The sequence below is a fragment of the Companilactobacillus bobalius genome, assembly GCF_009764355.1.
This window is the reverse complement of sequence record NZ_LNUA01000031.1, coordinates 451,108-464,537: the sequence shown is the minus strand read 5'-3', so window position 1 is coordinate 464,537 and position 13,430 is coordinate 451,108. Positions and strand designations below refer to the sequence as shown.

Sequence of the window (13,430 nt, the reverse complement as noted above, 5' to 3'; positions counted from 1 at the left end):
GCGATTTTTTTGCAAAATTATAAAACCATTGCCAAAACTGGCAGTCATGAAAAGGTTATTAAAAAATCACGTTTTATTGCCCATATCGCTCAAACTTTCTCTGAAGATGAGGCTAAGGCTTTCATTCAAAAAATTCGAGAACAAGAATCTGGAGCAACTCATAACTGCACCGCTTTTATCGTTATGGAAAATGTTAAGATTGAGCGCATGTCCGATGATGGTGAACCTAGTGGAACAGCCGGATCACCAATTCTCAATGTACTTCAACAACAAGATCTCTTGAATGTAACTGTCGTTGTGACCCGTTACTTTGGTGGTATCAAATTAGGTGCTGGTGGTTTGATTAGAGCTTACTCATCAACCACCGCCGAGGCTGTTAAAGAAATTGGCTTAGTCGAAAACCGAATTCAACAAGGATATGAATTAGCAATTCCCTATCATATGTTTGATAAATTTGATAACTATGCCCAAAAGGAAAAAATAAATTTAGAAGATAAACAATTCTCAACTGATGTTAAATGCCAAATTTTCTTAGATTTAGATAGTGCCAAACAAACCGTTCAAAATATTAAAGATTTCTTCCAAAACCAAATTACATTAAAAGAAACTGAAAAAACTTATAAACAGGTTCCTATTGAAACAAATTAAAAACTCTCAACCAATTCCAAAACGAATTGGTTGAGAGTTTTTTTATTCATAGTTCCCGCTTCTCAAACCAAAGTGCTTGTCAGACCCTGGAGCCCCTCCATCATCATACTTTTTCATAAATTTGACACTTTTGGCCATTTCATCATAATCCTTGTACATATAATTTCTGTAGATCTTAGGAATTACATTCCGGGATATAAAGCTGATTCTAGAGACATATAACCCTTTATGCTGCACCATCGCATAATCTTTGTCTTTTGGATGTAAGCCACCATAAAAATCTAATAGAGTTGAATTACCCCACTCGTCGTCAACTACAACGATATCTTTATATGGAGCGCCTGCCTTTAAAGTTTTATTTTCCGGTAATGGAGCATAACCGACTTCCGTTTTGATCAAAGGATTGAATCGATCTATCCATTGATTCTCATATTGATAATTTGAAAGAAAGTTTCCTAATCCAATCACAGCTAAAAATGTTATCAGGACTCCTATCAACCAATATTTATAAACATTTTTCATTTTTAAATCTTTATCAATTTTTTCCACCGTTGTTACATCTCCCTTTAAAAATTCGTCCAAGGATATCTGTAAAATGGAACTTAAATTAATCAATAAAGAAATATCAGGATAAGTTCTTCCTGTTTCCCAGCTTGAAATTGTTTTATCAGAAACATTCAATTTCCGTGCTAATTCTTTTTGCGTTAAATTCTCTGCTTTTCGATACTTCTTCAATTGCTCGCTTAACTTCATTTTTCATCTCTCCTTGAAATCTATTAAAAGAGGTGTCATCTATTTATACTACCTACATACTGTTGAATTCAGTCTACTGGTGTCTAGCAATTATAGAATTATTGTCAGACACAAAAAAACAGGCGCTATAACGGCGTCTGTTAATCCTTCTTTTCTAATCGTTTTATAAATTTTTGAATTGCATGTAGTAATGGCTGACGATTGTCTCCCAGTAAACCAATTGATTCAATAAATAATTCCAAACCAATCAGAACTCCAATCGTTAATAGTACGCTACCCCACAAAGTTGATAGTGGATAAAGCATTGAAATAAAGGCAAAAACCAGAGACAAACCATATATTACTAAAACAGTTTGACGATGGGACAAGCCTAATTGCATCAATCTATGATGTAAGTGATGCTTATCAGCTTGCATAATTGGTTTCTTATTCAAAAGCCTTCTAAGAATTGCATAAACAGTATCAGTGATAGGAACGCCCATGATTACCACTGGCATTAACAAAGTAATGAATGTAACATTTTTCAATCCCTTAAGTGAGAACACTGCCATCATGAATCCAATAAATAGTGAACCCGTATCACCTAAGAAAATACTTGCTGGATGGAAATTATGCGGTAAGAAACCTACCAAAGCAAATACTAAGGCAAAAATCCAAATAGCCACATAGACATTAGTTAGATTTAAGAAGAAGTAAGCCATGACTCCCATTGTGAACAACGCGATAATTGAAACACCAGTGGCTAATCCATCAAGTCCATCAATTAAATTCACCGCATTAGTAATGGCGATAATCCAGATGATCGTTATTGGCAAACTCCACCAACCAAGTTCGAATGAACCGATAATTGGCAATGTAACCTCGTTCATTCTGATACCAGCCAAGAAGTAAATAACTAAAGAGGCTGCAAAAATACCTGCTAACTTAGCTTTAGGCGATAATTCACGAATATCATCAATAATACCCGTTAAAACAATAATACATTCTGCTAGAAAAACACTGAATAACTCATGTGTTGGGAATTGTTCTCGCAACAGAGCAAACGTAGCAAAATTAAAGGCGATAAAGATGGCCAGTCCACCCATCGTAGGCATTGGCTTTATATTTACACGCCGTGCATTTGGTTTATCGACAGCACCCAAAATATAGGCTAATTTCACTACGAAAGGAGTTATTATAGCCGACAGAATCATCGTTAAAAATAATTTTACTATTACACTAAACATACCCGACATTTTTGAAAAACTCACTTTCCATTAATAGAACAATTATACAATACCTATGGCATAAACAAAAAGTAAATTAAAAAAGAGCGTATCCAACGATACACCCCCATTTATTTAGCCAATTCTACTTTTCTAACTTCACGTACCACAGTAACTTTAATGTGGCCTGGATATTCAAGGTTTTGCTCAATCTCGCCTTTAACATCACGAGCTAGAATTGCTGCTTGATCATCAGAAATTTCTTCTGGTTTAACCATAACTCTAATTTCATGACCAGCTTGAATTGCATAACAATGATCAACACCATCATGCTTATTAGCAATTTCTTCCAACTTCTCAAGACGATGAATATAGTTCTCCATCGATTCTGATCTAGCACCAGGACGTGCTGCAGAAATTGCATCAGCTGTTGCAACAATTGTTGCAATAAATGATGTTGGTTCAACATCCCCATGATGTGAAGCAATTGTATTAATAACTACTTCTGGTTCTTTGTACTTAGTTGCGATATCAACACCTATTTCTACGTGTGATCCATCAACTTCGCGGTCGATGGCCTTACCGATATCGTGTAATAAACCTGCTCGTTTTGCTAACATAACATCTTCACCCATTTCAGCAGCCATCACAGCGGATAACTTGGCTACCTCAATTGAGTGACTCAAAACATTTTGACCGTAACTTGTACGATATTGCATACGTCCAATGATCTTAATCAAGTCTGGATTAATAGAACTGATACCCAAACTATAAATCGTTTGTTCACCAAGTTCACGAATGTGATCATCCATTTCTTTTCTAGCCTTATCGACCATTTCTTCGATACGAGCTGGATGAATTCGACCATCTTCAATTAATTTTTCCAAAGCCATTCGAGCAATTTCTCTTCTGACCGGATCATAAGCACTTAAAGCAACCGCTTCAGGTGTATCGTCGATAATTAAATCGACACCAGTTAGAGATTCAATTGTACGAATATTTCTACCTTCACGTCCAATGATTCTTCCCTTCATGTCCTCATTAGGCAAAGTAACGGTAGTAACAGTTGATTCAGAAACTGTATCAGCTGCACTTCTTTGGATAGCGGCAATGATCAAAGCTTTAGCATCTTTATCAATATGCTGTTTAGCTTGTTCATCACTTTCCTTAATCATCTTGGCACGTTCATGTACCAACTCTTTGTTCAACTTACCAAGGATAATTTTTCTACCTTGTTCACGTGTTAAGTTACTTACTCTTACCAGCTCCGCTTGCTGTTCATTAAGAGTTTCAGTCAATTGTTTATCTTTTTCACTAAGTTTCTGTTGTCGTGCCGAAATATCGTTCTCGTTATTTTCGATGTTTTCCTCACGTTTTTCAAGCGATTGGTCTTTTTTATCCAAAATGTCTTGTCGTTCGAGAATACGATTTTCTTGTCTCTGAACATCTTTACGACGTTCCTTCAATTCATCTTCTTGTTTCTCACGATATTGATGAATCTCATCTTTAGCTTCGAGGAGCTTTTCCTTTTGCAAGGACTTAGCAGCTTTCTTTGCATCTGAAACAATATCTTCAGCAGTTTGTTTAGCTTGTGAAAGTTTCTTTTCGTAGGCATCCTTACAGAGAGCATATCCGAAGAGTATACCCACGATCAATGTTACTAGAGCGAAAGAGAAGGTTATGATAGCTGGATACATGCTATCACCTCCATATTTGCTTTTTTAAAAGATTTGTTTGTAAAATTTATTGTTACAAATTATTTACATACAACTTAATATTATAGAATAAATATAGCCTGTCAACCAAATAAAAAGAAAAAAAGAGACTTATTCAGTCTCTTTTTTATTAGAATCAGGAATTAAATCAATATTCTCATTCTTTTTTTCGGAATCTTTAGCATCTTTTTTAACTTTAGAATCAGTTTTTCCCTCTTCAGGTTCAGCTTCTTCTTTAGTTCCATCCATGCCATAAGCTGTACGAACTTTTTGTTTAATTTCGTCCATCTTTTCAGGATTTTCGGATAGATAAGTCTTAGCGTTCTCGCGACCTTGACCAATTCTTTCATCACCATATGAGTACCATGAACCACTTTTATCGATAATATCCTTATCAACAGCCATGTCGACTAACTCACCAGTTTGAGAAATTCCCTTACCATACATGATATCAACTAGAGCAACCTTAAATGGTGGAGCAACCTTATTCTTAACAACTTTGATTTTTGTTCGATTACCAATTACATCTGAACCATCTTTGATTTGTTCCGCACGACGAACTTCCAATCTAATAGTTGAATAGAATTTCAAAGCACGACCACCAGGTGTAGTTTCTGGATTACCGAACATAATTCCAACTTTTTCACGAATTTGATTAATGAAAAGTGCAATCGTCTTAGTTTTATTGATAGAACCAGATAGTTTACGTAATGCTTGTGACATCAGTCTTGCTTGTAAACCAACGTGAGCATCACCCATCTCACCTTCAATTTCGGCACGTGGTACCAATGCAGCAACAGAATCGACAACAACAATGTCGACCGCACCACTACTTACCAAAGCATCAGCAATTTCTAGTCCTTGTTCACCAGTATCAGGTTGGGATAGCAATAAATCATCAATATTAACACCTAATGCTTTGGCATATTCTGGATCCATAGCATTTTCAGCATCAATATAAGCGGCTGTTCCGCCTTGCTTTTGTACTTCAGCAACGGCATGTAAAGCTACGGTTGTTTTACCAGAACTTTCAGGTCCATAAATTTCAACGATTCTACCTCTTGGAAATCCACCAACACCTAAAGCATTGTCTAGAGCCAAAGAGCCCGTAGAAACTGTGGAGATTTGAGTATTAAGGTCGTCACCCATTCTCATAATGGCACCTTTACCAAAATCCTTTTCAATCTTTTTCAAGGCTACGTCTAAAGCCTTTTGTCGTTCATCTTTAGCCAAATTGCTTTCCTCCTAATGCATTCATCACTAAGTATATTATTAGTAATCCATCAAAAAAGCAAGAAAAAAGCGAACAAATGTTTGTTCGTTATATTATTTCTTGAATGAGAGCAAATCCACACAAAACTGATTTTAATCGAATAGCTTGTCTTGTACCTTCAAAGTGAAATTCTTTAATAATTTCTTGATGGTTCTGACGGTTACAAGCACCAATAAAGACCGTACCCACAGGGTTACCTTCCAATGGATCTGGACCAGCCACTCCAGTAAAACCAAGTCCAATATCAGCATCTACTTTTTCAGCTGACAATTCAGCCATAGCCTTAGCTACCGGATTACTGACTACTGTGTACTGTTCAATCAATCTAGGGTCCATTCCTAATAATTTAACCTTGACTTCATCAGCATAAGTAACAAATCCACCATCAAAAATATTCGATGCTCCAGGTACTGAAGCTACGGTTGCTTGAAAAAGACCTGCCGTTAAACTTTCAGCTGCTGTAACCCTTAAATTTTTTTGTTTAAGTTTTTCAACTGTTTCTGTAGTAAAGTCAGACCATTTTTGAGGCAATCCATTTTCAAAATTGGCCTGTTCAGCTTCTTTTAAAATTTCAATTGATTTATTCATTGCTCTCTCTTTCAAATTACGTATTATTTCTTGAAGATATCTCTTGCTTGATAGAAATAATCAGCACCAGAGTAAATAGTGAAAATTAAACAGATATATAAGAAAATTTGTCCAATTGGAATATTGATTGCGGAGAAGAAAATATTATTCATCAACAAGAAAATAATTGCAATCATTTGTGTAGTAGTTTTGATCTTACCAGGCATTTGAGCAGCCATGACCTTGCCACCCTCTTCAAGAACAATCGTTCTAAGACCAGTAACAGCTAATTCACGGCAAACAATAATTGCAACAACCCAAGCCGGTGCCATTTTGAAACTCACTAAGAAAATTAATGCTGTCATAACCAACATCTTATCTGCCAAAGTATCGGCAAACTTACCAAAGTTAGTTACTAAATGGTTCTTACGAGCAATCTTACCATCGGCTAAATCCGTTAATGAGGCTATGATAAAGACAACTGTTGCTAAAACATGATTCATTGGAATCAAATTGTTTAGAACGTAAATCTCCCCCAAATCTGACCAACCAAAAGCCAATAGAATAATAAATACTGGAATCAAAATAATTCGAAGCATTGTTAATTTGTTAGGTAAATTCCATACCATTTAAAACGTCCTCCAATAATAACTCTTTTTTACAAAATAATGGTGTCCACTCTTATTAGATTAGACACCATTACTTTATTTTTCAACATTAAATGTAAGTGTTTTGACAATTGAACTGCTACTGTCAGTAGTTCCTAAGTCAAGCTTCTTACCATCAATTGTAATTTCTGTATTGTTAACATTACCAGTTTGAATCTTAAAACTAGTAGTATCAGCAGGAACAGTTGTTTCCTTCTTTTCTCCTGAACTCAAAGCTTGTTGCCAAGTTGTATTTGAACCTTCAGTAAATTGAATCCAAGCCTGACCGTTATTACCGGCTACAACAACTTTTAAACCATCTGTAGGCATGTTAGTAACAGTATATGTGTTATCTCCTGAAGATTTAACACTAACAGTCTTAGTTGCCGTTTTCTTTTTAGCAGTAGCCTTTTTAGTCGTCTTAGTTGACTTTTTGGCTGTCTTTTTCTTAGTTGTTTGAGTTGTATTATCCTTTGGGATAGTTACGCTAGATGCATTTTGATTACGATGAACCATTCCAAAAGCAATTACAGCAATAATAACAATAACAACGATTCCCACAACGATTTGAGGAATGTAATTTCCTAAATTAGAGAAGAAAGAATTTGATTCTTCCTTGATAGAACGTGTCTTTGTCTCTTGTTGAGCTGCTTCTTGTGATGGTTGGGAGTTAGGAATATCAGCTTTATATTCCTCTAACAAATCATCACTAGAGATACCAACGGCATCAGAATATTGTTTGATAAATGCTCTCACGTAAAAATCACCGGGAAGATGATCAAATTGACCTTCTTCAATAGCAATTAAATAACGTTTTTGAATTTTGGTGATTTGTTGCAAATCATCAATTGTGTAGCCTTTTTTGATACGTGCATTTCTTAATTTTTGGCCAATTTCGTCCATTTTTTACCACCGATTAACTAATTTTTCTAAGTATAACATAAATTATTATCTAACTACTAACGACCTTATAACAACCAGCCGCCGGCAAAATAAATTGTTTGTCCAGTTAAATAATTTGATTTGATATTGACAAGATAACTGACTAAATCAGCTATCTCATCAGGATTTGCCAACCTATCAGCTGGAATCTCTTCTTTAACATTTTCCAGATCTTCACTTGAAAATTCTTGCGTATTCATTTTGGTATTAACTGCCCCAGGAGCTACCACATTCACTGAGATACCTAATGAAGCTACCTCCTTGGCGTAAGCATCAGCAAACGAGGACATTGCACCTTTAACGGTACTATAGACAACTTCCATTGCTGAACCAACTTTTCCGTAAATGGAACCAATGAAGACGATTCTACCATGATGAGTTTTAGCCAACTTATCTTGAAGTTGCTTCAAGATTAAGATTGGCAATTTGACGTGAATATTCCACAATGAATCAATCTCTGATTCGGAAATATCAACTAATAACTTATAGTACGTATTTCCTTGTGCAAAAACGACTGCATCTAATCCGAAAATTTGTTTCGTCAAATCTTCAACGTTGTCATGCTCCATATCAAACTTGATTGGTATGAAATCTTGTTTTGGATACTTTTCAACGAGCTGTGCTCGTAATTTTTCGATACGTTCAGAATTTTTATTGTAATGCAGATAAAGAGACCATCCCTTAGCGGCCAAGTTCTTAGCACTGCTTGTTCCAATATCTCCCGAACTACCCATGATCAATGCATACATAGCTTACTTCCTATTTGGTAATAGATTATAGTAGGTGCAATTTTCATCTTTCAAAAATTGTTCAGAAACTTCTAGTAAGTCATCACGATGAATTGAATTGATCATATGAATTAATTCTAAGTAATCCACATTGTAGAAATACAATTCTGCCATCTGATTAGCGATCGCTTCTGGTGAATTTTGTGCGAATAAGTAAGCACCAATTGCATCACGTTTGATACGTTCGAATTTTGTATCCGTTAAAACGGCTTTTAAACTCTCATATGACAAATGCTTTTGAAGATATTCCTGAAATTCTTCAGAATTATTAGTTGACCCACTAATAATGATAAAACAATAGTTGTTTTCTGCAACCACATTATAAGAAAAACTATCATCAATTATTCCTAATCGGTTCATTTCCTGGTAATTACTGGAAGATTCACCAATCAAAGTCTCCATTACCATATTCATTTCATATTGTTTCTTAACTAAATCATAGCCAGACATATCAATATCTATCCTTATACCGTAGGCGGATCTTGCCTGACTAATATCCATTTGTTCTTGTCCACCAGGACCAATTGGAGTTAATTTGTTAAAAGTCTTTTCCAAAGGTTGTCCCAAAGTTTGAAAATTAGAATTTTCGACAATATTTTCAATTCTTTCAGAATCAACATCCCCAACAATAACCAAATCCATATTACTTGGACGATAGTTATCCTGATAAGCTTGCAATAAATTCTTCTGATTGATCAATTGTAATGTGTCACTAGTACCAGCGATGTCTTCAGCGATTGGATCATTAGGATAAAGTTGTTCCAAAATTCTTTGTTCTAATACAAATTCCGGCATATCCAAGTACATTTGAATTTCTTGATTAATAATTCCACGTTCGGAAGCAACATTTTCTTCAGTAAAATAAGGATTTTGTACCAAGTCCAAAAGAATCTTCAAATTATCATAAGGATTTTCTAGTGTCTGAAATAAATAGGCCGTCTTCGTATAGCTAGTATAAGCATTAGAGTTTGCACCATACTTAGCGAACTTCTCTGAAACATCATAGCCTGGTTTAGCAAACAATTTATGCTCAATAAAGTGAGCAATTCCAGCTGGTAAAGTCTTAACACCTTGTTTGGTGTCAACTGACCCAAAATTAGCCATAACGACGCTATAGACCTGATTAAACCCTGGCAAAGGCACAATTTCAATTTCAAACCCATTTGCCAATTTCTTAGTATATTTCTGTAATCTCTCAGTCATTATTAATCTCCAATCAATTGATACTGTGCGATTGCATGCATATGTGCGGCTACACTTGCTACATGTTTTTTATCTAGATTGTTTAATTCATCTTCAAATTGTTGATTACTCAACAGTGTTTGAGGATAAATTGTTTCCCAAATACTACGCATAATATAATACTGAATTGAGTCGGTAGATATCTTACGACGTGTGAGCATCACCTTTTGAGCATGTTTGATTTGATCATCTGTAACTTTTCCATTTTTAATATAAGCAATCTGATCATCAATCAGTGTTAACGCCTCTTCAATTGAATCAGCATCTAAACCAGCCTGAATAGTCACTAAATGACTGATTGGTTGATAAGTACTAGAAACAGAATAAGCTAAACTATTTTTTTCTCGTACTTGTAAAAATAGTTGTGACTGATCATCACCACCTAAAATCAAATTCATTACTTGCGGTGCCATACGATTGAAATCCTTAGAAACCCCTTTGGTTGCATATGCCAAACCAATACGGCTTTGATTCAAATGTTTGTGTTCTATTTGATTAGCCGGATTCTTAATTAAATCATCAAAGTTGCTAAAGGAAATAGTTAAATCACTACGGTCATTCTTTAATTTTTCAGCAAAAATACTTTCATTCAAATATTTTGAAAATTCCGTTTCATCAATATTACCGACTACGTTAATAATTACCAAATCGTTAGCAATAATGTCTTGATAAGCCTTGAAAAGCTCATCATTGTTCAACTTCTCTAATTGTTCCACGCTACCAAAAATTGGAACCTGACGATTAGGATCATCACGATAAATCAATTTAATCAATCCAAGTGAACTGACTAAATCCTGATTGTCTTGAATCGACAATAGATTAGACATCAAATTACGCTTTTCAGTTGAAAAAGCTTCATTATCAAAAACTGAGCCATTCAAATTAGGCTTGAAAATAACCTCTCCAAGCAAATCTAAATTATCCTTGATTTGAGTTTTTCCATCGATCAAGAATGCGGGATCGGCGAATTCTACACTAAAAGCTAAATCATTAAAGTTCAACAAGTTACGTGTATAAACACTTATCTCTGATCCATAGAGATCCATCTCACGATCATTTATCGCTTGAAAACTAGGATAATCCTTTGTCGAATTGGACAAAACATTTGCCAATAAACGACGACTAGTCATTTCATCCTTATTTAGTGGACGTAAGAAATCTATTTGAATCTTAATGGTACGGAATTTTTTTATTGGATTAATATTCAAAAAAATATTTTTTGCTAATCTTTTTTTCAATTTTTCACCTGATTTTTCCTAATTGTTTCTAACTGTTCTTCAGTAATTAAAACCTTCCTTGGTTTACTACCCTCTGAAGGTCCAACAATACCTTTATCTTCCATCTCATCAACCATTCGAGCAGCACGATTATAACCAATTTGGAATCTTCTTTGTAACATTGAAACACTAGCAGATTGCTGTTTAACAATCATTTCAACTGCATCATCCCAATATTCGTCATTTGGTTTATCATCGCTTGTTGAACCACCCTCGTCAACATCAGTTGGAATCATATCTTCATCATAATCAGCGGCCTGTTGACTACTTACAAAGTTAACTACGTTTTCAACCTCTGATTCGGATATATAAGCTCCCTGCAGACGAACTGGCTTACTCTTCCCAATTGGTTGGAATAACATATCACCACGTCCTAAAAGCTTCTCAGCCCCAACAGAATCCAAAATAGTTCTTGAATCAACACCACTGGAAACGGCAAAAGCAATACGTGATGGAATATTAGCTTTGATCAATCCGGTAATAACATCAACAGATGGACGTTGTGTAGCGATAATAATGTGTAATCCAGCTGCACGAGCCATTTGAGCTAAACGAACAATCGCAGCTTCAACTTCATGACCAGCAACCATCATTAAGTCAGATAACTCATCAACTATAACGACGATATAGGGCAAATGTTCCATCTTATCTTCATCAGCAGCTGTTTTATTGAATTTATCAACATCTGCGTTGTATTCACCAATATTACGATGACTGGTTTCCGCAAATAATTTATAACGGCGTTCCATTTCTTTAACAGCCTTCTGTAACGCACCAGCAGCTCGTCTAGCATCAGTTACAACCGGGATCAAAAGATGCGGTATCCCATTATAAACATTCAATTCAACCATCTTAGGATCAATTAAAATTAATTTAACTTCACTTGGCTTTGCTTTCATTAAGATACCAGTAATAATCGTATTGATAGCTACAGACTTACCACTACCAGTTGAACCAGCAATCAACAAATGGGGCATCTTGGTGATGTTAGCTTCGATAATGTTACCTGAAACTTCTTTACCTAGCGGAACAACTAATGGATGCGTCTTATCCTTCTGATTCTCGGTTATATCCCGAAATGAGACTGTTGAAATGGTTTGATTAGGTACTTCAATACCGACAAAAGATTTACCCGGAATTGGAGCCTCAATACGAATATCTTTAGCAGCAAGTGCCAAAGCCAAGTCATCAGCTAAATTGACAATTTTACTTACCTTTACACCGACTGCGGGTTGAACTTCATACTTAGTAATAGTTGGTCCTAAACTAGCTTTTTTAACCTCAACATCGACACCAAAACTCTTAAAGGTTTTCTTTAATTTGTCTTTATTATCATCAATCAATTTCACTTCTGCACTTTGATCAGTCTGCGGAATTTGTTTAAGTAAGTCTGGACCTGGTAGTTTATAGTCACTATCGTCTGTTTCAACTGTTTTAGAACTAATTGGATCAGGTAAATCCTTGTCTTTAGTTCCATCAATACCATAAGGCTTTGAAACAACTTCAGCTGTGCTATTAGAAGTTGAATCTGCCAGATCTGGTTTCAAATCCGGCGCCTTAGGCATATCGATATGAAAATCAGAATCATCAGCCGAAGTTTCCGGTTCTTTCTTAGCAAAACTATTAACATCTTTAAACTTACTGTCATCACGTTCAACTACAGGTTCTGGTTTAACTCGTGATGCTTTTTCTTTTTCAACTGCCCTTTGATCAACATAATCACCGTACTTACCAGTAACAGCATCCTTAGTTTTGATGGCCAAATGCTTAAAGTAAACTAACACATTAGTCGTTACAACTGAAACTTGCTTCATCGTTACATTAAATAACATCAATATTCCAATGAAAATAATTAAGGCTGTTACAAAGTAAGTTCCAATAGTTGAAAACATTGGCATGAAAAAACTATATAAATATGAGCCAATCATACCGCCACCAACTGAATTATCGACCGACACTTGAGTCATATCGGCCGCTAACGTATTCCAAGTCACTAAATTATAATTATGGTATAACGACATACTGGAGAAAAATATGCCATGTAAAATAATTAGTGAACCTAAATATACAAACAATAAACCAAAATTTCTCTTTGGCGTCATGATGGGAATTCTTCCCGTAGCTATAACGAACGCCGCAACAAAAATGCTGATAATTAATAAAACTGGATAACTATCTCCCACCAACATTCGATAAAGATTATCAAATGTTTTACCGACAATTCCAAATTTAAATAAACCTAAAATTGACAATATTATCCATACCAAACTAACTAACGATCTAATTAGCCGTGAATTGTTTGTAGTTGTTTTTCTCTTTCTAGGCTTTGAAGTTGCCTTTTTTCTTGCCATAAATACCTCACACGATTCTATA

General features: G+C 35.3%; 12 protein-coding genes. 1 reads left to right on the top strand and 11 read right to left on the bottom strand.

Annotated elements, in window-relative coordinates; genetic code table 11:
* Nucleotides 1-9: 9 nt before the first annotated feature.
* Nucleotides 10-648, top strand: a complete 639-nt coding sequence (locus ATN92_RS06670) for a YigZ family protein (protein WP_056953931.1) — start codon at nt 10-12, stop codon at nt 646-648.
* A 42-nt stretch (nt 649-690) separates the two neighbouring features.
* Here ATN92_RS06670 and ATN92_RS06665 read toward each other — a convergent pair whose 3' ends face one another.
* From ATN92_RS06665 to ATN92_RS06615, 11 genes are all read right to left on the bottom strand, one after another.
* Nucleotides 691-1,401, bottom strand: coding sequence for a helix-turn-helix domain-containing protein (locus tag ATN92_RS06665; RefSeq protein ID WP_082604572.1), 711 nt, complete (start codon nt 1,399-1,401; stop codon nt 691-693).
* Between the two features lie 140 nt (nt 1,402-1,541).
* Complete coding sequence (locus ATN92_RS06660) at nt 1,542-2,627, bottom strand: glycosyltransferase family 4 protein (RefSeq protein WP_054643132.1); 1,086 nt, start codon at nt 2,625-2,627, stop codon at nt 1,542-1,544.
* 110 nt (nt 2,628-2,737) lie between these two features.
* A complete protein-coding gene (gene rny, locus ATN92_RS06655; protein WP_025084600.1) occupies nt 2,738-4,303 on the bottom strand; it encodes a ribonuclease Y in 1,566 nt (521 codons plus the stop codon).
* Between the two features lie 129 nt (nt 4,304-4,432).
* Complete coding sequence (recA, locus tag ATN92_RS06650) at nt 4,433-5,554, bottom strand: recombinase RecA (protein ID WP_056953930.1); 1,122 nt, start codon at nt 5,552-5,554, stop codon at nt 4,433-4,435.
* A gap of 88 nt (nt 5,555-5,642) precedes the next feature.
* Nucleotides 5,643-6,182: a CinA family protein gene (locus tag ATN92_RS06645; RefSeq protein WP_056953928.1), complete on the bottom strand. Its 540-nt coding sequence runs from the start codon at nt 6,180-6,182 to the stop codon at nt 5,643-5,645.
* 23 nt (nt 6,183-6,205) lie between these two features.
* Nucleotides 6,206-6,790 (bottom strand): CDP-diacylglycerol--glycerol-3-phosphate 3-phosphatidyltransferase, encoded by a 585-nt coding sequence (pgsA, locus tag ATN92_RS06640; RefSeq protein WP_056953925.1) that lies wholly within the window; start codon nt 6,788-6,790, stop codon nt 6,206-6,208.
* A gap of 75 nt (nt 6,791-6,865) precedes the next feature.
* The gene (locus ATN92_RS06635) at nt 6,866-7,711 is read right to left on the bottom strand and encodes a helix-turn-helix domain-containing protein (RefSeq protein WP_056953923.1); all 846 of its coding nucleotides are present in this window, start codon (nt 7,709-7,711) and stop codon (nt 6,866-6,868) included.
* A gap of 65 nt (nt 7,712-7,776) precedes the next feature.
* The gene (gene ymfI, locus ATN92_RS06630; protein WP_056953922.1) at nt 7,777-8,499 is read right to left on the bottom strand and encodes an elongation factor P 5-aminopentanone reductase; all 723 of its coding nucleotides are present in this window, start codon (nt 8,497-8,499) and stop codon (nt 7,777-7,779) included.
* A gap of 3 nt (nt 8,500-8,502) precedes the next feature.
* Nucleotides 8,503-9,741: an EF-P 5-aminopentanol modification-associated protein YfmH gene (gene yfmH / locus ATN92_RS06625; protein WP_056953920.1), complete on the bottom strand. Its 1,239-nt coding sequence runs from the start codon at nt 9,739-9,741 to the stop codon at nt 8,503-8,505.
* A 2-nt stretch (nt 9,742-9,743) separates the two neighbouring features.
* The gene (yfmF, locus tag ATN92_RS06620) at nt 9,744-11,018 is read right to left on the bottom strand and encodes an EF-P 5-aminopentanol modification-associated protein YfmF (protein WP_056953918.1); all 1,275 of its coding nucleotides are present in this window, start codon (nt 11,016-11,018) and stop codon (nt 9,744-9,746) included.
* The gene (locus tag ATN92_RS06615; protein ID WP_056953916.1) at nt 11,015-13,408 is read right to left on the bottom strand and encodes a DNA translocase FtsK; all 2,394 of its coding nucleotides are present in this window, start codon (nt 13,406-13,408) and stop codon (nt 11,015-11,017) included. The genes yfmF and ATN92_RS06615 overlap by 4 nt, the downstream gene beginning before the upstream one ends.
* Nucleotides 13,409-13,430 lie beyond the last annotated feature (22 nt).

Coding starts and splice junctions, on each gene's coding strand:
- ymfI (WP_056953922.1), bottom strand. CDS start 8,499: ATGTATGCATTGATCATGGGTAGTTCGGGAGATATTGGAACAAGCAGT.
- yfmH (WP_056953920.1), bottom strand. CDS start 9,741: ATGACTGAGAGATTACAGAAATATACTAAGAAATTGGCAAATGGGTTT.
- ATN92_RS06665 (WP_082604572.1), bottom strand. CDS start 1,401: ATGAAGTTAAGCGAGCAATTGAAGAAGTATCGAAAAGCAGAGAATTTA.
- pgsA (WP_056953925.1), bottom strand. CDS start 6,790: ATGGTATGGAATTTACCTAACAAATTAACAATGCTTCGAATTATTTTG.
- ATN92_RS06635 (WP_056953923.1), bottom strand. CDS start 7,711: ATGGACGAAATTGGCCAAAAATTAAGAAATGCACGTATCAAAAAAGGC.
- ATN92_RS06660 (WP_054643132.1), bottom strand. CDS start 2,627: ATGTTTAGTGTAATAGTAAAATTATTTTTAACGATGATTCTGTCGGCT.
- ATN92_RS06645 (WP_056953928.1), bottom strand. CDS start 6,182: ATGAATAAATCAATTGAAATTTTAAAAGAAGCTGAACAGGCCAATTTT.
- ATN92_RS06615 (WP_056953916.1), bottom strand. CDS start 13,408: ATGGCAAGAAAAAAGGCAACTTCAAAGCCTAGAAAGAGAAAAACAACT.
- rny (WP_025084600.1), bottom strand. CDS start 4,303: ATGTATCCAGCTATCATAACCTTCTCTTTCGCTCTAGTAACATTGATC.